We start from the raw sequence: 19888 nt of genomic DNA, 5'->3' as shown, positions 1-19888 counted from the left end.
CGGGGGCGGTCAGGAAGGAGTGATTCCAGTCTAATCCAAAGTTCATCAGGCACTTGATATCGGTCACAAATTTTTCTCAAGTCAACCCAGCATCGACAACAGAGGATGCAGAAATCATAAGCAGAAATGTTTGATTTCCGCATCCTCTGTTGTCGATGCTGGGTTGACTTGAGAAAAATTTGTGACCGATATCAAGTGCCTGATGAACTTTGGATTAGACTGGAATCACTCCTTCCTGACCGCCCCCGAACAACCCGAAAAGGCCGACGACCAAGACAGCAAAATTAGAAGCCTGTGGCTGAGGCCATAGACTAGAAGATGCGAACAGGGTGTCAGTGGAATCATTGCCGAGCTGGCATAGGGAAAAATAAAGTGTGACGCGACGAGGGGAGATTACGGCGTCGCTGGTCAGCTTTTAGGCAACGTATCGCGAGTGCCAATTGAAACCTATGCTAAGCGCAAAAAAAGCACCTTAGTCAACGTGGCACACAGTAGGTGGGATGAAGCAGCAATTGTGCGGCTGGTCGCAATTGGTCGCAACTGCCTTTAGAAACTCTATATTTGTCTATAAATATTGAAATTTCTCTGATGATTGCTATAACTGGACACTTTTTCCAGACGGAGGATCAAATTTGGCAACGATAACGAAGAAGGGGGCTGCGACCATGCCGGCCGGCGAATTCAATGATGAGGGGGGCAGTTTTCTCGGGCACCCCAAGGGTCTTTTCGTACTGTTTTTGACTGAAATGTGGGAGCGCATGAGTTACTACGGCATGCGCGCCTTGCTGGTGCTCTACATGGTCGATCACCTGTTCCTGCGCCCTGATGTGAATGAGCAGGTGGTGGGTTTTGCGACGATCAAGGGCCTTTTGGAATCGGCGTTTGGGCCCCTGGCGATTCAACCTCTGGCTTCGCAGATCTACGGTCTGTATACGGGCCTCGTCTATGCCACACCCCTGATTGGGGGCTTAATTGCGGATCGTTGGCTGGGTCAATATCGAACCGTGATTATCGGCGGTATTCTCATGACCATTGGTCACTTTTTGATGGCCTTTGAAAACCTCTTCTTCCTCGCCCTCTTCTTTCTCATCATTGGCAATGGCGCTTTCAAGCCTAATATTTCAACTCAGGTCGGCGATCTTTATGGCAAGGACGATCCCCGTCGTGACGGAGCATTTACGCTGTTCTATATGGGGATCAACCTGGGCGCATTTCTCTCACCTCTGGTTTGCGGAACCCTGGGACAGAAAGTCGGCTGGCACTGGGGCTTCGGCTCGGCCGGGGTCGGTATGATTTTGGGTTTGATGGTTTATATCTTTGGTCAGCGTTTCATCATTGTGCATCCCGATCACCGGGGCAGCAAGATCATGAATCAGACCGCGGCGCAAAAAGATGCCGTGAAAACGCCATTTACCCCTGCGGAATGGAAAGCCATTATCGCGTTGATCGTGCTCTGTGCCCTGAACATCGTTTTTTGGGCGGTTTATGAGCAGCAGGGCAACACCATGCAGCTGTGGGCTGACAATCAAACGGATTGGAATTTCATGGGCGTGGAAATTCCCTCGACTTGGTATCAGTCGTTCAATCCGCTGACCATTCTCATCTTCGCACCGCTGCTGGGCATCTTCTGGAAAAAACAGGCGAGCAAAAATAGCGAGCCTTCCTCCGTCACCAAGATGGCCATTGGCTGTTTGCTGCTGGGTGCTGCGTTCTGCATCATGATCTTTGCCGCGCAGACAGTGGGTGATGGTCGCGGTTCCGTGCTCTGGCTCGTGATGACCACTTTAGTGCTGACCATGGGAGAACTCTATCTCTCGCCTGTCGGCCTGTCGCTCGTGACCAAGGTGGCTCCGGCCCGTATCGTTTCCATGATGATGGGCATGTGGTTTTTGTCGAGCTTTCTCGGCAATTACCTGAGTGGTTATCTGGGGACCTACTATACGACGATGTCCCGTGAAGGCTTCTTTACGATGATGGCTGTGCTGGCCGGTGCGGCGGCTTTGGCCATGGCCGCGTTTAACAAGCCCTTGCGCTCGGCTCTCGGGAATCGCTGAATTCGGAGGTGCGGTGAAGGCGGGAATCAATCCTCGACTTTCGCCGCCCTGCCAGCCAGAATAGATGGACTCTTCCTCAAGGAGACCCCCATGAAGTTTCCCTGTCGCCTTCTTATTCTGGCCTTTCTCTTTTCCTGTTCCCATGTGGAAACCGGTCAACCGCAAATCGTGCCTTCCAAACAAGGGCAGGCGTCTCCGGAAGCGGATGATATCGAAGGTCTGGTTCGTCCGAAGCTGGCTGACTTCAACTCCTGTTACAAGGACGAGCAGCAAAGCAATGCCAAGGCCTCAGGTAAGATCCTGTTCGGCTTTACCATCCTGAAAGACGGCCGAACGAGCGATGTTCGCCTGCTGGCGAGCACTCTGAAAAGCCCGCAGATGGAAGGCTGCCTCGTGGGCAGGATCGAAGCCTGGCAGTTTCCGCCGCCACGCGGGGGCCAGGACGTGAAAGTTCGCTATCCCTTTTCTTTCCAGCCTTAACCACCGAACCTTCCTGCCAGCTCGTTCGATTGCGTCCAATTAGCAGGCCAGCTTATCCTATGTATTACACTGACTTATGGATTTGTCTGGTCGGAATATTCCGCCGATTTCCTCAATGCTTTGAAGTACTTATCAAATAAATTTTAGAACTTTAGGTTTCTTCCGAAAATAAGGAGGCAAGGCTGTTCACAGCATAAGAGGAGAAGACCTTGGATCTGATGCAAATGACTGACGACGTCTTAAAAATCATCACACCCATCTCCGTGGGATTGGTTGTGGTTGAAGCTGCCTATAGTTACAAGAAACGTGATGGCTCGTACGAAGCCAAAGATACGTTTGGAAGTCTGGTCACCACACTTGGGTATCAGGGTTTCCGTAAGCTGGCGCTGGCGTCGATTTTTATCAGTGGTTTGCTTTGGGCGGAAAGTCTGAGTCCGTTTGCATGGTCGGCCTCCAGTCCATGGACCTGGGTCGCATGCTTTTTCCTGGTCGATTTTTTCTATTACTGGGATCATCGCCTTGGCCACGAGACGAATATCCTGTGGGCCTTTCATAATATCCATCATTCATCGGAAAAATTTAATCTGGCTGTGGCTTCGCGCCTGTCATGGGTTGAGGAACTCTATCGATGGATATTCCTGGCGCCGCTGGCCTTGCTTGGTATTCCTGTTCCAATGATTGTGTTTATGAAACTCCTGCATCGTATTTATCAGGTTCCCATTCATACAAATTATATCTGCAAGCTGGGCTGGCTGGAATATTTCATGGCGACACCTTCGCAGCATCGCGTGCATCATGGCCGCAATGAGCACTATTTGGATAAGAACTACGGCGGCGTGCTTTGTATTTGGGATCGACTCTTTAATACATTTGAACCCGAAGACGCTCCGGTTGAGTACGGACTGGTGAAGCAGATTCACACGACCAATCCGATCAAGATTCAATTGATAGGACCCCAGCGCCTGTGGGCTGAACTGCAGCAGCCGTCCACCGGTTGGGAGAAATTCAGTTATCTGTTCAAAAAGCCAGGCTCGCCTTTGACGGAGTCGATTCATGAGATGCACGTGGAAGAAACAGTGCCCTTGAGTGAGTCGGCTGTTTCCTAAATCTCTATGTGGATAGGATTTCACGGAAACCTGCTGGTTACCAGGATGGGGGCCATTTCCACGAGTGTTTTTAGAAAAAGCGAAGGGAGCTGTCGTGCGATCGTGGTGGGACGTGCGATCAGGCTAATGGGGCGGCTAAGTTCATTCATTGAGAAATGACTTAAGGTTTTGCTTTCAAGCCTTAGCGCTTCGCATACCCCCCAGGGCACAAGCCCATGCCCAAACCCCGCCAATGCCATCTGTATTACACCAAAAAAAGATTCCATCTCGCGCTCACGAACGAGGCCCAGGTTCTGGCAACGCTTTTCAATCGCTGACCATGTTCCGGATCGGGATTCTATAGTGATGACGTTGAGGCCTTCTCTTTTCGCAGGAAGACGCTCGAGATTTTTGGGAACCAGGACCATGGGTTCACGGAGGATTTCCTGAACAAAAAGCGTCTGAGCCTGATCGGCTGCGCCTGCGATGATTCCTAATTGATATTCGCCTGAAAGCACGCGATCGACCACAACAGGACTTCGATGCGCATGCACCTCAAGATTAAGGCTGGGCAGCTGGTTACAGGTTTCTGCCAGAAGGCGTGCGCCCCATGAACTGAGGACGGATTCTGAAATGCCAAGGGTGAGGCGGCCGATGTGTTGGGAGGGTTCGGCCTGAAGTGCATTGCGAAATTCTGCAAGCAGCGGCTGGAGACGTTCCAACAGGTGACGACCTTCGGGCGTTAGGTTCACGCGTCGGCCATTTTTTTCAATGAGAGTCAGGCCAAGCTTTTCTTCGAGGCTTGCAATGCGTTTCGAGATCGCGGATTGAGACAGGCGGAGGCGCGTCGCAGCTTGACCCATGGTCCCGGTGTTGAATAAAGCTTCCAAGGCTTCGAGATAACTCAGCATTTTATATATTCCAAAATGGAATTGAATCGATGAAATCTATTCGCTTTAATCATATATGAAAGCGGCCGAAATCTACAGGGAAGAAGGCGTGATTGAGCCTTAAAGGAGATTCCCATGACGGTCGTGACTCTCAGCATACTTTTTACGGTTTTGATAACGAGCACTCTCTCCGGAGTTCTGGGCATGGGCGGCGGGATGCTGCTTATGGGTGTTCTGGTGGCCCTATTGCCAATGGGTCAGGCCATGATTCTGCATGGGATCGCTCAGTTATTTGCGAACGGATCCCGAGCGCTTCTGCATGCCAGACATATTAAATGGTCAATCATGCCATTTTATGCGGCGGGGGCGTTCGTCGCTTACGCAGGGTTTGCCTGGCTGAACTTTATTCCGGACGTGTGGCTGATCTATCTTATTATGGGCTTCATGCCCTGGGTCGCGATTTTTGGCCGACGATGGATGGTTCTCCAGATTGAGAAGCCGCAGCATGCCGTAGCGTGCGGATTGCTGGTCACGCTTCTGCAGTTGGCCTGTGGCGTATCAGGGCCGGCATTGGATATTTTTTATCTTCATACGAGCCTCGGACGGCACAGTATCGTGAGTACGAAAGCTTTGACTCAGACTTTGGGCCACGCTTTGAAACTTATCTATTATGGAAACCTGCTGGCGCATGATGATCTGCAGACTTTGGGGCTGAGGCTTCCGCTGTCTGTCTGCGTCATCACATTGCTGGGAACGGCTGCGGGAGGCTTCCTCTTAAATCAAGCGAATGACCAGAATTTTCAAAAGTGGTCGCGCCGCATTCTTCTTGGCATCGGAACGATTTATTTATACCAGGGTGGGCATGGGCTTTGGCGAAGTTTTGCATCAGCGTGGTTGCCATAGGCTGAATATGGGCTGCGAATTCCACGCCTCGCTGGGGCATATCTGCGCCCTGCGAAATTGCTCGGAGAGCTGCACGACCTCAAAATCTTCTTCGCTGATTCTTTCGATGGCATAGCTTTGACCTCGCAATGGAGCCGAGGCATGTGAGAGATAGACCTTCTTGAGAAACTCCCGGGAAAGAGGCCGATGAATTTCCACAGGGCTATTCGAGGCCAGCGTTGTTTCCTCCTTATCCCCGATCGCCGTTCCCACCCCGACAATGAATCCAGCCATCAGCCAGGTCACACGCACGAGAGTCGAGCGCGTGTAGTTGCTGAGCAAACAGGGGGGCGCGCCGTCCAGCCTTTGTCTTAATCTCTTAAAATGCTCGAGCGTCCACATTTCGACATTGGCGCTTGGTGAATAGGGGTCATAGAAAATTGCCTGGGGGACTGGCAGATCAGTCTTGAGCATCTGCTCCCGAAAATCCCCAAGATGAAGATACCAGCGTATCCTTGGATTAACCTGCACCACTCCGTCCTGCAAAAGACTGCTGAGGACGGGCGCGTAGGGAGCGAGATAGTCGAGATGCTCGGTATGCTGCAATCCGAATTGCAGAGGTTCCAGTGTCTTGTCAAAACTATGAATTTCCACCTGCCCAGCGCAATCCTTTAAGGCTTCGAGCGCAGCCACGGCATTCGCAGCGGCTCCCAATCCTACATCCCAGATCACCAGACGACCTGATTTTTTGAGGCGTTCCGTCAGCCTTTGCTGTTCGACGTGCAGAATGCGGGCTTCGGCGACGGGACCTATGCCGGGATGAAAGGTTTCCTGGTTATCGATCAAGCGAAGACTCTTGATCCCGGATTTGAGTTCGACGATTTCAAATTTTGTCTCTGGCATAAAGAGGGATTCGTCTCGCATTCATGGCCCGATCAAGGAGGATCGGAGTGGATATAAGGGGCGGCATTCGAGTGCGGATTCTACCTCAAACTCCGGCTAAGCTCTATAATGAATAGCCGCTCCTCGCCGCTGTCGTGGCCTCGGAACGGGGCTTCCTTCGGCCTCATTTTGCAAACCCTCTTATGACTTTTCCCGCTATAATTACAGGGAAAAATAATTCGACATGCATTCAGAGCTTGCGATTTTGCAAGTGTCTCAAAAATTCTGAAAAATGATTATCATAAATTCCAGTATCTTATGCGTAAAAGTTTGCAAAATTAGCAGATATATTATTCTGAAATTTCATATTTCTCCTAAAATAACAATAACATAAAAATTTTACTTAATTGCAGAAACTAACGTCCGATAAGTCTTTTGTAGGTTGTGATGGGTGCCTCCCATCGATCTGAAACTCACTTGGAGACTAAACATGAAAAACAACATCCGTCTCGCTCCTGTCTGCATAGCTTTGGCTGGTTATCTGCTGGTCGGCTGCGGTCAAAATGATGAACGCGCCGACGTTTCGTCTAACCTGGCAAGCGACGAGGCTCAAAGCGAGGCAGCAGTCTCGGCCGGCTTCAATGAAGCCATGGACAGCATGAGCGATACCAACATGTCGAGCTCATCCAGCAGCGCCCTGGCTCTCGACGGCGGCATCGGTGTGGATGTGGAAATCACCATGGACCGCAACTGTGCGGTGGTCGATGGTAACGCTGTCGTGACCATCAATCGCGACAAGGAAATGAGCTGGGAGCGTTCCAATGCACGCGTCTCCATCAGCGCCTCGTCAACCATTGAAAACGATATCATTCGCACCTGGTCCAAGGATGATGCATCCGTTGCCTGTGAACTGAATGGTAAAGCAGCGGCGATTGATTTTGAACCTGATCTGACCGGTTATGAATTGAATGTCTCGGTGAAGCGCAGTGCCAGCCGCGTGATGGAAAAAACAGTGGCGCGCACGGGTGAAACAACCAGTCGTTCCCTGAAAAGTACGGTCGAAGGGACCCGTTCGGCCCTTTGGTTATCCCAGGAGACAGAAGCCGACGGCAGCATTAGCCGCACCAAAAGTGTGAGTTTCAACGTGACCCGTACCGATAACTTTGTGGCCAAGGACGGTACGATCAAGGATTTGCAGTTGACTGTGGAAACCAAGGAAGATCTGCAGGTGACGGTGACCTGGGATAACCTCACCCGCGACCGTCAGCTGCTGTCCAAGAAAATAGCCTCGGGTATTATCAAGGCCTCGCATGCGGCAACGGGCTATATGGAAGCAAGCTTCAGCAATCTTCTGATGAAATTCGAAGATGCAACGTGTGCGGTGGAATCTGGTTCGATGGAAGCGAAAATCTATGCTGAAGGCTCGGTCGAAGCTTCCAAAATTTACGCGCTGACCGCTGTGGATGGAGCCATTACAGTGAGCGACGTCACCGATCCTGCCAATCCTCAAGAGGTCGAAGACTTTGATTACTCGCCTTGCGACCTTAAGGACTTCAATTACTAAAAAAGTTCTTAACTAGCCGAAAACTCCTGTTGGTCAAGGTCCCAACAGGAGTTTTCATTGTCCATCAGCCTTTATTCTCTGGATCTGTTTGCGATGCCTGACGGTCGTCGCGAGTTTCAGGGTTCTTCACATAAGTGTCAAACCACTGAAGCGATTCCCACACCACGTGCTCGATGGATTCCCGGGCCTGGTAGCCATGCGATTCAAACGGTAAACGCACGAGACGCACCGTGCCTCCGTTCCCTCGCACAGCCTCATACAATTTTTCCGATTGCATGGTCTCTGTGCCCGGATTGGCGTCGGCCGCTCCATGAATCAGCAGGAGTGGTTTCTTGATTTTGTCAGCAACAAAGAAGGGCGATACCTTCTGATAAACTTCCGGCGCCTCCCAAACTGTTCTCGTCTCGTTTTGAAAGCCGAATGCTGTCAGACTGCGATTGTAAGCACCACTGCGGGCAATTCCGGCTTTGAACATATTGGTATGAGCCAGAAGGTTGACTGTCATCAATCCTCCATGACTGTGCCCCATCACGCCGATGCGGTTGCGATCGGTGACGCCCATGTCAACGGCTTTGTTGACAGCGGCTTCCGCGCCGGCAATCAATTGCTCCATGTAATTGTCATAAATTTTATTCGTATCACCGATAACCGGGATGGAAGCATCGTCGATAACAGCATAGCCAGCCTGCAGGAAAAACAGCTGCAGGGGCCAGCCAGGCATTGTGAACTCCTGTGTGGAACCCGTAACCTGTCCTGCTACCTTGGCATCCGAATAATCCAGTGGATAGGCCCACAGGACAGTTGGCAGGCGGGTACCCTTCTGATGGCCAGCAGGCAGATAGAGGGTGAACGAAAGGTCCACGCCATCCGCACGTTTGTATTTTACGATCTGTTTGGTAATGCCGCGGAGAGCCGGTAGCGGATCTTGAAACTGAGTCAGAGCCTTGTTACGGCTCGACCATTGCGCTTCTCCCGCAGGAGCTTTGGCAGTCACCTGGGTCAGCTTGTGTACGAAATAATTTGGGAATTCTTGAGCAGATTCGCGACGAGTCAGGAACTCCTGAGTGCTGGACCCGACCCAGCCAAGGTAATGTTCCAGATGTCCGCGATCGCTGCGGAACAGGCGTTCCTTTTTCATGGTTTTGATATTCAAGGCGTCGAGGAAAGGACGGTCTCCTTCCGGCGACGATCCCTGACCGCTCAGGAACACCCGATCACCGTCCTGGTGAATGAGGTAGCGGCCATTCTTCTGCGCACGACGAACAAATTCACCAGGATTGCTATAGACATCATCCGAGCTGAAGTTTTCCAGCACCTGGGGTTTCATCTGCGGTGTATCGATGTCGATCAAGGATACTTTAATCATATGACTGATCGCGTCATATTCGGTAGCTACCGCCATATCTTTCTGTTCGCCCCAGGAAAGTTCGACCAATCTCTGCTCGGTCTTATAAATTTCCTGAGCTGCACCTTGAAAGGGAGCTCGGAGCACCATCAGGCGATCCCGAGGGCTGGCTTTCTTGAGCGACTCGCCGCCGTCCAGGGCTTCGACGTACACCAGTGTTGCAGGTTCATTACCGCGCCACTGAAAAGATCGTGGGCCAGTCTGGACTCCATGGATGGGAACTCTTTCCACCAGGGGCAATGAGGCGATACGCGCTGGAGCCTGGCCGTTGGCCTTCCAAACTTCAACGTTGGTTGGAAAACGATTATAGGTCGTCACATAGGAAAACGGCCGGTGGATGCTTTGCACCAGGATATGCTCACCATCCGGGGCTGGATCCACTTTGGTAAAGAGAGCAGGCTTGCCGAGATTTTTAATGCTGCCTGATTTGACATCGACTAATGCCAATTGCGAGCGGCCATAGTATTCGAAAAGTTTTTCATCATGCGGGTTTTTGAGGACATCACGCACTTCATAGGTGCTGCTGGCCTTCGTACGACCCAGGGATTCCTGAATGGAAGGGCCAAAGACTTCGGTGTCGGCAGGTTCCTTGCCAGCATTGGGATCCACCAGCTTAACGAGTAGATGCTGCTGATCAGGCATCCAAACCACGGCTCGGTCCAGGATACGATTGACCTGCACTTTATCCAGGCGGCGCACAGCGCCTGAATCGGCTTGACCGATCCAAAGTTCGACACCCTTATCGGTGTCGTTGGTGAACGCAAAATATTTTCCGTCGGCGCTCCATTGCAGGGATCCTATATGGGCTTCGCTTGGGACTTTGACGGTTTTCTGCTGACCGCTGGCTGTATCCACCAAAACAAGACCGCTGAGAAAGCGACTGCTATGGAGTGATTTATTGTGAGGAGTCACGCGCACTCCAGCCAGTCGATAATAAGGAGCCGATAGTTCCTTGATCGATGGGTAACGGATAGGGGTCCCAAGGATCATTTTATCCGAACGAGGGCTCAGGAAAGAGCGAGCCGGCAACTCTGCATTGAGGGTTTTCAGAATCTCAGCTGGTGGCTTTTGATAGCTGGCCTGAGCCATGAGTGGTGTGAGCTCAGAACCGGAAATCAGTAGGCATGCAGTCAGGATGGTCTTGCTTAAAAGCATGGAGTCTCCAAAACAGAAAGATAGGAGAAGGTTGCTCTACCACAAGTGAAGTTTTAGGGCCAGTCGGAGCCTTTTTATGAGAACGTTTTTTGCTGGTTCAGCTATGTCTGTATGAACAGGGCGTAGCTCGTTAAGGAAAGAACGCTCATCGAACTGACAAGCGTCCTAACCGGATCCATCGCGCTCAAAAGAAGTCTGGTTATTCGAACGGGAGTGGACGCTTCGTACACTTCAAGGCTTTAAAGCTAAAAGCTTCGCCTTGGTCGCACGCTACATTACGAAGTTTATCTGCAGCTTTGCAGTAGTTGTCGCCAAAAGACGTGCGACCTTTGGAATCTTCGCATTCCCAATTTTCAACGCCAAATGTGCAAAATAAACGCTCGGTGCAGTCCGGTGATGGAGCGGGAGCAGGTTCAGGTTCAGCATTGGGGGAGCAGCTGCAGGCCGACTGTTCGTTCGGTACAGTCGTCCACCAGTGACCATTCCAGGATTCATTGATACTGGAGCAGGCTGCAGGGCACACCTGGTTGGCATGATCATTGTTCCAGATCGCTGGAATTTCCAGCGTCGCAGCTTGGCCAGCTCCTGATTGTGCTGCCATGAAAAGTCCAAAAGAAAGTGACATCAAAAGTTTTTTAAAGCTCATAGTGGTTATCCAATTCGTAAGTTACCTGGTGTTTAAGACAATGCGGATGAGACGGTTTTAGAAACTGATTCCATCAAGGGATAGCGATTTGTTCGACGACGAACGACTTGCGTGGCAAGCTTGTAAGACCTTCGACGGTCCGGTAATTTCCCTCCACTAAAGCGATCATGCCGCTGGAAAAAGCATTCTCTTTCTGATGGGTGCGCAAATCGATTCTTACGAAGTGACCGTTGTCCAGCTCAAGGGCTGTGAAGGGTTCGCCGCCAGACGCTTGAAGCGATATCATGGTTCCGCTCAGAGACGTTTCCTGAGAAAGAGTTTCGATATTTTCCACTTCGATATAGGGTGTGCGAGCGGCAGTCGAGGCCGACTTCTGTGGACCTCCGACTTTCACTTGCTTACCGACTTTGAAGAGATGCTCGAGATTGTACGCTTTCAGATCCAGATCAACCTTGGTTCCATCAGAAAGCGCCAACGCATACTGGGTTTTTTGCCCACGGGTGAAGGTGCCGTCCAGGTATTTGTAGGTCCAGAATTGGGTTTCAGTTTCCCCGGCAAACGCGGCATTTTCCAATGCGATGGAGACGACGGGGCCTTGCAGTACGATCATGGCTACAATAAGACTGCGAGTGAACTTCATGTGATACCTCTTGAGATTTGATTGGGTCTTGCCGTTTCGTCCGGCTGAGATCGTTTTATCGAATCCGATCGGACATGACGAGGCAATCAGCGGGACATCACGGGACGTGACTCGCGCCGGGGACGAAATCAAGTGTGGAAACAGATGCGGTGTGGATATTTGTACTCATTAAAAAAGATGCTGTCTGGGCCTGGTGCGCTGCTTGGGATTATTGTTTACAAGTATGTTGGCTGGAAAGACGAATCACCGATAGGCCCTTCGAGGGCTATCTATGCCGAATTCATACTTGAGCGTATCAAAGCATTTTCTCTGGTGGCTGAGCAGGCTGGTTGTTGTGCTGGCTGCCGTCTGGCCGACCTGGGTTTTGCAGGCTTCACCGTCCTATCGCATTGAAAAAGGGGTTCTGGACCTTCGGAATTGGGACCCTCAGCGGGATCCCATCATTGAGTTGAAGGGCGAAGCGGAGTTTTACTGGGAGCAGTTTATTGTCTCCGCTCCTCGTGCCGGTGCAGATCCTCAGTATCTTGAAATGTCACTGCCGTGGAACCGTGACGGACGATTTCCCGCCTTGGGATTTGCCAGCTATCGCGTCCGCATCCTCCTTCCGAACCGTACCCAGGGCCTCGGCATGACCCTCGTTGGCGCTGTGACCCGCGCTCGCGTCTTTATCAACCATGAGCTTCAATACACTTTTGGTGAACCTCTCAGCATACTCGACTCGACTTATGAATCAACGCAGGTGTACAGCAGAAAACCCAAACACATACCAATACCCAGTCAGGAATCTGAAATTGAGCTGGTTTATGAAGCTTCGAATTGGGAAAGCCCTTTGAATGGCGGTTTTAGGAGAAAAGTTTCCAGGATTGGTCTGACTCATGCACTTGAAGATAATCTTAGAAAGCAACTCGGCCTTGAAACTTCATTGATTGCAGTCTGCTTCGTCATGGGAATTTATCATCTCTTTCTGTTCGCCTTGAGGAGCGACGACAAAAGCAATCTCTTCTTTACATTGATGACTATCGCCGTCGCGCTCAACTTAACGGCAATCAATGAGTCTGAAGTTATAGAGCTCGTACTGCCCTCCTGGCATTACAACCATCGCATTCTTCTCTTCAATCTGGGCTGGCAGGGCACGTCCGTCGCTTGCTTTTACTTCGTCGCCAACATTTTCCCGGCCGAAGTTAATAAAAAATTTGCCCATCTCTTTGCCATTGCAACTTTGTTTTTCTCAGCACTCGTTATATTTTCAGTGCCGGCACAGTATATTAAATTTCTCGGGATTTTTCAGCTTATGTGCGTCTCATTGATAGGATACACTCTTGTGTCAGTCGTCCGGGCGCTCCGGCGGAAACCGACAGAAGCGCGAATTTTTCTCGGCATTATCGGTGTCTTCGGCATTGCCACCGTCAACGATATGTTCCTGATGATGGGGAAACTCAATACTCCAGCACTCACTATGTATGGCATCCTTATTTTCATACTGGGGCAATCAGCGCTCTTATCTATGCGGTTTGCCCAAGCTTTCCGGCAGGTGCAGATCTTATCCGATGAAATCATAGAAAAGGAAAAAGCCCGTACGGTTTTCTTCCACAACACGTCGCACGAGCTCCGGACGCCTCTTAACGGCATTCTTGGCTTTCTTGACCTCGTACGTGGCGGCCACTATGGTCCTGTCCCTGACAAGGCCCGCATTCAGATCGACAAAGCCTGGCGTCTCGCGGAATCCTTGAAACTTCAAGTTAACACCATCCTCGATCTGGCCAAGTCCAAACGCGGGGACCTGCGCCTGACCATGAACGTCATCGACCTCGCTCAACTTAAAAAAGACTGCGATGTCCTCGCTGAAGGACTTCAGTTGAAATTTCCCGGCACCCAATATGCCTCGCAGCTCGATGATATTGCCGGGACACGTCGATGGAATGGTGACAGGGAAAAAATATTGACCATGATCCGTAACCTGCTGGGCAATGCCTTTAAATTTCGCAGCCCCGATCGTCCCAACCAGGTCCGTCTCGTGATTGAGCACCGGCAGGGCGAGCTTCTGATCCGCGTCAGCGATCAAGGCATAGGGATTGCCCCTGAAAACCAGACTAAAATCTTTGACGAGTTCAGCCAGGCGCAATCGGACGCGCGACGTTCCTATGAAGGAACAGGCTTGGGGCTTGCCATGGTACGGGATCTGGTGAAACTGAGCCAGGGCACCGTTCAGGTTGAATCCACCTTGAACAAGGGGTCGCTCTTTTTTGTCAAACTGCCAGAACTTTCCCGGGATATTCAGGCCCAAGCAGAGGAAGCCAACGACGGTGCGATTACAGTCAGCGAAGTCAACGAGGATGGTGGAGCCGTTCATAGCCTCGCGGCCGGGCATTCGGCAGCGATTCATGATTTTGCCTCGCAATTCCGCCTGCTGGTCGTGGATGACAATTCCAGCAACCTTGAGGTGATTCAAGACATTCTGAGTCTTGATGGCTATCAAATCGAGCTGGCGGATGGTGGGAAAAAAGCACTTCAGAGCCTGGACGAAGCTGCTCCCGACCTGCTGATCCTGGATCTTATGATGCCCGAGGTTTCCGGTGAGGATGTCCTGCGCACCGTGCGATCCACCCCCCGGCTCAAGGACCTTCCTATTATTATCCTGACCGCAAGAGCGTCGGATCAGGACCGTATTGCCAGTCTGGGCCTTGGCGCGGATGAATACATGTCCAAACCCTTCGATCCCCGGGAATTGAGCCTGCGCGTCTACAATACGATTGAACGCAGGGAGCTTCAGCGCCAGGCTCTAGATTCAGAACACCGTCAACGTCTGAGCGAGCTTGGAGCGCTTTTTACGGATCTCAGTCATGAGCTCAAAAACATCTTTCAACTCCCGCATGCAAAACCTCAGGAGCTGGCTCAGCTATTTCCTGAGCTTTGGTCACGTCCGGATTTGCCAGTTCCTGCAGTAGCGGCCTTGCAAAAAGCCTTTGAAATGTCGCGCCGAGGCTCCAACCGTCTTGCCTCTTTCGACCAGATGCAGCAGCAGGCGAAGCAAAGGTGGCCCGGTGAGAATCGCCGTCGAGCCGCAAGGATTCTGGCCTTCAGCTCTCTCGACGACCCTACGACCCTCGAACTTTGGAAGACCATCCACGAGCTCCCCGCAGAATCGTTCGCCTCCTTGCAGGATCAGCTGGACATGAGCGACCAGTTCATTGACTTTCAGCTGGCGCTATATCGGGGCCGTGATCTCGCCCTATCCGCCCTTGACCTGGAACGCATGGGGCACAGCCAGGGCCAATCCATCCTGCGGGAAGTCATTGCCAGCATCCAGACGCTGATGCAGGCCCGTTTTCGCAAGTCTGGTGTTGAACTTCGGTCTGACGTTCCGCCCCTTGATCTGCCGATGGCTCCTGGGGTTTTGCAGCAGGTTCTGATTAACCTGCTTGGGAATGCCTGCGATGTCATGGCCAAGGAACCCATGGAAAAGCGGTGGATTGAAATAGCTTATCGAGAGCACCGTGATTCCTGTGAGCTACGTATTCGCAATGGTGGACCAAAAATTGACGAGTCCATAGCCAAACAGATTTTCCGCCGTGGGTTTTCAACCAAGGGTCAGCAAGGGACAGGCCTCGGCCTGTCATTGTCACAGAGGCTCGTACGGGAACAGGGCGCTAACCTCAGTCTTGATTTGAAAGACGAGCATACGACCTTTGTGATCAGCTTTGTGAAAAAGAAAGAGGAGAAACTGGCATGAGAACAGCCTTTCTTTTTCTGGCCATGATGTCCCTCTTCTTCAGTTCTGCGGCATGGTCACTGAACGTGCAGAACGTGCATGTTGAGAAAGGTGTTCTGGACCTGACATCGTGGGATCCTCAAAAAATCCCCGTGATTAACCTTGCCGGCGAATGGGAGTTTTATTGGGAGCAGTTGCTCGAACCCGGTGCCTTTGTCAACGATAAGCCCAAGGGCATGGAGCTTTTGGGTGTCCCAGGCGGCTGGTATCGGCATTCCAATCATCCCAAGAAAGGCTACGCCACCTACCGGCTGCATGTGAAACTCGATCAGCCCCGGGAAATTGCACTGAGCTGGCCGGCGATTTGGTCAGCTTCACGAATCTATATCGATGGCAAGCTCATAGAGGCCTCAGGTCGGGTTGGGCCGAGCGATGATTCAAAACATTATGAACCGGGCGTTCGGAACGGGCGAAAAACGTTTACCCCGCAAAACGCTGAATTTGATATTGTTGTTCAAACCGCAAGTTTTGAATTTTTTACGACTGGAATAACCGCCGTTCCCCTGATAGGAACCGTTGCCGGCATTCAGAGTCAACGAGAGAGGGAAATCTTCACCGATACCCTTTTGATTGGCAGTCTTCTAATTATGTCAATCTACCATTTCTGTTTGTTTGCACTCCGAACCCAGGCTCGGTCTACTCTCTATTTCGGTCTCGTTTGCCTCGTCTCTGCTGTTTATATGTCGGCTGCGTCCGGACGTACAGCGGTCATCGTGTTTCCCGGAATCGGGTTTACGCCTCAGCTCCAGATATTCAATACCTGGATTCCAGGCATCGCCTTTTTAGCTCTTTTTACTCACCACCTTTTCCCAAATTTCTTTCCAAAGCGTGTCACGCAGATTGTGGCCTGGCTATCGCTTCTATTTTATGGTTTTGTTTTGACGACCGAAGCGCGGACTTTTGTTGATGCAACCATAGCGATGCAGGTCCTCGTCATGATCTTTGGGTTCATATGTTTTTATACTGTTCTCAAGGCTGTACGGGCCAAAGAGGAAGGTGCTGGGATCTTCCTCAGTGCGATTCTTATTTCCCTTGCCGCTGTTATCCACGACGTCGTCCTAAACAGCGGCCGTTTCGTTTTCCAATCTTATCCTCTCGGATCAGTTGGGATGGTGAGCTTTGTCTTCTTCCAATCGATTCTTCTCGCAAGAAGGTTCGCCAAGGCCTTTTTCCGGGCCGAGACATCAGAAGCAGCTGTACGGCAATTGGCTGAAGAGTTGCGCATCGAGCGCGACCAGATCAAGGAACTTAACCGAACTCTGGAAGATCGGGTCTACGCGCAGACCAAGGAAATCCGAAGTATTCTGGAAACAGTGCCTGTCGGGATCTTGACTCTTGAAGGATCGGCGCTGCTGGTTGGCAAGGATTATTCCCGATACCTTGAAACCATTGTCGGTCAGGAGGAGCTCCTCGGCAAACCCGGTGTAGCCCTTTTGAATCCTGATGGGCTCAATACCAAATCCGGGATTTTCGAAGAGACCTTGCGCCAGACCATAGGCAGCGATATTGAAATCTTTGACGCGTCGCGGCTCCAGCTCCCTCAGGAAATCGCACTCCCGTCCCCCAGGATGGGCTTAAGGGATTACGAAGTCAGCTGGAGTGCCCTCGCGCCCAGCGACGGCCGGATCGACCGAATTCTGGTCACCATGAGTGATGTAACTGCGATCCGTACCTTGGAACGGCGTGCCCATAAGCGTGCCGAAGAACTTCAGACGCAACGTGATCAGATAGCTGAGCAGAGACAAGCCCTGGAAGAAGCCCATGAGGCTTTGAAGAAACTCGATCGCGAGAAAACCCACTTCTTCCAAAATATCTCGCATGAGCTTCGCACTCCGCTCACGCTGATCCTTGCGAGCGTCAAGGAGAAGCTCCACGATCTGCCTCAGGACAGTGAACTGCAAACGGCCGACCGCCACGCGAGACGCCTCCTGCGTCTCGTCAATCAGCTGCTTGATTTCCAAAAGCTCAGCCAGGGCGCCTATGAAATGGAACTGGGCCTGGTGAATCTCAGCGACTTCGTTCGCACCTGTCTGGCCAGCTTTCAGGCGGCCTGCCAGGCCAAGGGAATTGAATTTCAAGCCCTTAACATGACGGCTGCTGATGTTCAGGTGATGGGCCAGACGGATGCCCTGGAAAAGATGCTTTTCAATTATCTCTCAAACGCACTGAAATATACGCCCCAGGGCGGAAAAATTACAGTTTGCCTTGAACACAAGCTCTGGTCCTATCGAGTGATTGTGACCGATACTGGCCCCGGTTTGGCTCCAGACGACCAGCAAAAGCTCTTCAAAGTCTTCTCCCAGCTCGACAACTCCGATCGTCGGAGTTATGAAGGCAGTGGCCTCGGCCTGGCCCTTGTCAAAGAACTTTCGAGTAAGATGCAGGGCACCGTCGGTGTGGAAAGTAGCAAAGGCCAGGGAGCATCGTTCTGGTTTGAACTTCCTTGCGTGCTGGATCAAAACGAGTGCGAGGTGCTCATTCTAAGCCAGAATCAGCAGCGCAGCCAGCAGTTGCAGGAACGATTGCGGGAAGCGAGCAGTATTGAACGCATTCAAATCTGTGATGACATTGAAGAGGCGCGGAACCTGGTCCGCTCACAACGTATCTTTGCCTTCATTGATGGGGATGGACAGCTTCCGGCTGCTCTTGAAAGCCTGCATGCCCTGCAGCCGCAAACGCATATCTTCATCATTCCAAGCGGCCCCGTAGATCCATCCCGCTACCCGAGTGACACTCATATCTGCCGCCAGGGGTTGGATGAGATTGATTTGATGGCCCTGGAGCGGGCCACTCTGCCTCGGGGCCTCGGAACGCAGCGTGCTGTCAAAGACCTTCTGATTGTGGATGATGACCCGGTCGTGCTCATGACTCTCATGCGATCCTTTGATAACCAGCCTCAGGTCAGTGGCATTGCCTGCGTGCAAACCGTCAAGGAAGCGAAAGTACTGCTTCGTCAATTCCGCTTTCGCGCGGTGCTCGCCGATGCGAATCTTGGAACGGAACATGGCTGGCACCTTCTCGAGCATGTGCTGGAGACCGAACCTGACAGCAAGCGCTTTCTCATAACAGGCGACCGATCCACGGCTGTCCTGGGCGAAGCGATCAACCGTTCGAAAGTGGATCATCTCTTCTATAAGCCGGTGGATATCAAGGAACTGCAGAAAATCGTGCTCGATGCTGTGATGCATTCCACGCTCCGTAGCCACGGTTCGTCTCCGAACAATTGGGACAAGCCAAGAGATTGGCATTTGGCTGATCTCGAGGGCAGCCATGCGGCGGAAGAAGTGACCCAGATCGCTGTCCTGCCGACGGTATCGGAAGGGAACATTGTCGTGTGTGATGATCTGCGGGATATGCGCCAGCTCATTAGGAGGGGTCTGGAGCAGAAAGGTTTTACCGTTCATACAGCCGATAGCGGCCAGTCCGGTCTTGAGTTGATCCGAAAGGTTCAACCTGATCTTATTGTCACAGATTGGATGATGCCTGGGATGACGGGTCCGGAACTTATCGAAGCGCTCCATGAAGACCCGCAGCTGGCCACGATTCCGACCATCCTTCTGACCGCCAAGACGGATGAGGAATCGCGCCTTCTGGCCACTCAGCGAGGGGCTTCTGCTTATCTCGGCAAGCCATTCGATATCATCGAACTGCAAAGCCTTGCCAAGAACCTGATGGACCTGAAGCGCAGCGAACGCAAGGTTATGGAACTCAATCGTTTCCTGACCGAAAAGGTTCTCCAGCGTTTCCTTCCACCTTATATGGTGCAGGAAATCATTGCGGGGCGGACTCAGCTCGATGAGCAGGCCAGGACTACGAATATCACGGTGCTGTTTTCCGATATCGTTGGTTTTACATCGGCTTCGGAGAAAATGGGACCGAAGAAGATGTCGCGTCTTCTGAATGAATTTCTCGATGAAATGACACAAATTATTTATGCCCATCAGGGTACCATCGATAAATTCATTGGCGATGCGATTATGGTGCTCTTTGGAGCGCCCCAGACCCTGACGCCTGTCAAGCAGGCGGAACTTGCCTGCGACTGTGCCATGGCGATGCATAAGGCCCTCCAGAGTCTCAATGAACGTTGGGCCAAAGAGCAGGTCGAACCGTTTGCGATGCGTATTGGGATTCACGCCGGGCCGGCTATCGTCGGGACCTTCGGCAATGATATGCGTTCTGAGTACACAGCAATTGGTTCAACCGTTAATATTGCCTCACGCATTGAAAGTTCGGCCGAGTCAGACACCACCTTCATCTCGCAAACTGTCCGTGACAGCCTGGAGCATGAAGACTGGGTGGCGGCCGGCAGCTTTGAACTGAAGGGAATCGGGATAACGCCTCTGTTCCGCCTGATTCCACGGCGGCCAAATCGCGATGTGGCGTGAATAGCCAGCAGCATGGCTTCTGATTTGTCATTTTACTTTCATTGTCATTGG

General features: G+C 51.7%; 12 protein-coding genes. 7 read left to right on the top strand and 5 right to left on the bottom strand.

From position 1 onward, the window contains the following. Positions 1 to 632: 632 nt before the first annotated feature. The 3 genes from VE954_RS19355 to VE954_RS19345 all read left to right on the top strand — a co-directional run bounded on the left by VE954_RS19355 (position 633) and on the right by VE954_RS19345 (position 3640). Positions 633 to 2054, top strand: a complete 1422-nt coding sequence (locus VE954_RS19355; protein WP_324955773.1) for a peptide MFS transporter — start codon at positions 633 to 635, stop codon at positions 2052 to 2054. Between the two features lie 90 nt (positions 2055 to 2144). Beyond that, positions 2145 to 2534, top strand: coding sequence for an AgmX/PglI C-terminal domain-containing protein (locus VE954_RS19350; RefSeq protein ID WP_324955771.1), 390 nt, complete (start codon positions 2145 to 2147; stop codon positions 2532 to 2534). A 218-nt stretch (positions 2535 to 2752) separates the two neighbouring features. After that, positions 2753 to 3640 carry a sterol desaturase family protein gene (locus tag VE954_RS19345; RefSeq protein ID WP_324955775.1) on the top strand — a complete coding sequence of 296 codons (888 nt, stop codon included), beginning with the start codon at positions 2753 to 2755 and terminating at the stop codon, positions 3638 to 3640. A 20-nt stretch (positions 3641 to 3660) separates the two neighbouring features. On the opposite strand, the gene VE954_RS19340 is transcribed toward VE954_RS19345, so the two are convergent. Then, on the bottom strand, positions 3661 to 4530 hold the full coding sequence (locus tag VE954_RS19340) for a LysR family transcriptional regulator (protein ID WP_324955769.1): 870 nt from the start codon (positions 4528 to 4530) through the stop codon (positions 3661 to 3663). A 114-nt stretch (positions 4531 to 4644) separates the two neighbouring features. On the opposite strand from VE954_RS19340, the gene VE954_RS19335 reads away from it, so the two are divergent. Next, positions 4645 to 5412, top strand: coding sequence for a TSUP family transporter (locus tag VE954_RS19335; protein WP_324955768.1), 768 nt, complete (start codon positions 4645 to 4647; stop codon positions 5410 to 5412). On the opposite strand, the gene VE954_RS19330 is transcribed toward VE954_RS19335, so the two are convergent. After that, complete coding sequence (locus VE954_RS19330) at positions 5395 to 6294, bottom strand: MnmC family methyltransferase (RefSeq protein ID WP_324955766.1); 900 nt, start codon at positions 6292 to 6294, stop codon at positions 5395 to 5397. The genes VE954_RS19335 and VE954_RS19330 overlap by 18 nt on opposite strands. Before the next feature lie 469 nt (positions 6295 to 6763). Between VE954_RS19330 and VE954_RS44670 the strand changes: the two genes are divergently transcribed. Further along, on the top strand, positions 6764 to 7837 hold the full coding sequence (locus VE954_RS44670) for a hypothetical protein (RefSeq protein ID WP_324955764.1): 1074 nt from the start codon (positions 6764 to 6766) through the stop codon (positions 7835 to 7837). Positions 7838 to 7901: 64 nt separating this feature from the next. Here the strand turns inward: VE954_RS44670 and VE954_RS19320 are convergent, their stop codons facing one another. The 3 genes from VE954_RS19320 to VE954_RS19310 all read right to left on the bottom strand — a co-directional run bounded on the left by VE954_RS19320 (position 7902) and on the right by VE954_RS19310 (position 11683). Beyond that, entirely contained in the window at positions 7902 to 10397 is a 2496-nt protein-coding gene (locus VE954_RS19320) for a S9 family peptidase (RefSeq protein ID WP_324955760.1), read from the bottom strand. 199 nt (positions 10398 to 10596) lie between these two features. Further along, the gene (locus VE954_RS19315) at positions 10597 to 11043 is read right to left on the bottom strand and encodes a mannan-binding lectin (RefSeq protein ID WP_324955758.1); all 447 of its coding nucleotides are present in this window, start codon (positions 11041 to 11043) and stop codon (positions 10597 to 10599) included. Positions 11044 to 11116: 73 nt separating this feature from the next. Then, complete coding sequence (locus VE954_RS19310) at positions 11117 to 11683, bottom strand: hypothetical protein (protein ID WP_324955757.1); 567 nt, start codon at positions 11681 to 11683, stop codon at positions 11117 to 11119. Positions 11684 to 11954: 271 nt separating this feature from the next. On the opposite strand from VE954_RS19310, the gene VE954_RS19305 reads away from it, so the two are divergent. Both VE954_RS19305 and VE954_RS19300 read left to right on the top strand, forming a co-directional pair. Beyond that, the gene (locus tag VE954_RS19305; protein WP_324955755.1) at positions 11955 to 15413 is read left to right on the top strand and encodes an ATP-binding protein; all 3459 of its coding nucleotides are present in this window, start codon (positions 11955 to 11957) and stop codon (positions 15411 to 15413) included. Next, complete coding sequence (locus tag VE954_RS19300; RefSeq protein ID WP_324955753.1) at positions 15410 to 19837, top strand: response regulator; 4428 nt, start codon at positions 15410 to 15412, stop codon at positions 19835 to 19837. Before VE954_RS19305 ends, VE954_RS19300 begins: the two co-directional genes overlap by 4 nt. The last annotated feature ends 51 nt before the right edge of the window (positions 19838 to 19888 follow it).

Origin of the sequence: Oligoflexus sp. (assembly GCF_035638955.1) — a bacterium.
GTDB lineage: Bacteria > Bdellovibrionota_B > Oligoflexia > Oligoflexales > Oligoflexaceae > Oligoflexus.
Note: the sequence above shows the minus strand (reverse complement) of the source record. Positions and strands in the feature narration are given on the sequence as shown.

Bases quoted from the DNA above. Each gene is read 5' to 3' on its own strand.
- VE954_RS19335 (WP_324955768.1), top strand. From the start codon at position 4,645: ATGACGGTCGTGACTCTCAGCATACTTTTTACGGTTTTGATAACGAGC.
- VE954_RS19330 (WP_324955766.1), bottom strand. From the start codon at position 6,294: ATGCCAGAGACAAAATTTGAAATCGTCGAACTCAAATCCGGGATCAAG.
- VE954_RS19305 (WP_324955755.1), top strand. From the start codon at position 11,955: ATGCCGAATTCATACTTGAGCGTATCAAAGCATTTTCTCTGGTGGCTG.
- VE954_RS19300 (WP_324955753.1), top strand. From the start codon at position 15,410: ATGAGAACAGCCTTTCTTTTTCTGGCCATGATGTCCCTCTTCTTCAGT.
- VE954_RS19310 (WP_324955757.1), bottom strand. From the start codon at position 11,683: ATGAAGTTCACTCGCAGTCTTATTGTAGCCATGATCGTACTGCAAGGC.
- VE954_RS44670 (WP_324955764.1), top strand. From the start codon at position 6,764: ATGAAAAACAACATCCGTCTCGCTCCTGTCTGCATAGCTTTGGCTGGT.
- VE954_RS19320 (WP_324955760.1), bottom strand. From the start codon at position 10,397: ATGCTTTTAAGCAAGACCATCCTGACTGCATGCCTACTGATTTCCGGT.
- VE954_RS19350 (WP_324955771.1), top strand. From the start codon at position 2,145: ATGAAGTTTCCCTGTCGCCTTCTTATTCTGGCCTTTCTCTTTTCCTGT.
- VE954_RS19315 (WP_324955758.1), bottom strand. From the start codon at position 11,043: ATGAGCTTTAAAAAACTTTTGATGTCACTTTCTTTTGGACTTTTCATG.
- VE954_RS19340 (WP_324955769.1), bottom strand. From the start codon at position 4,530: ATGCTGAGTTATCTCGAAGCCTTGGAAGCTTTATTCAACACCGGGACC.
- VE954_RS19345 (WP_324955775.1), top strand. From the start codon at position 2,753: ATGCAAATGACTGACGACGTCTTAAAAATCATCACACCCATCTCCGTG.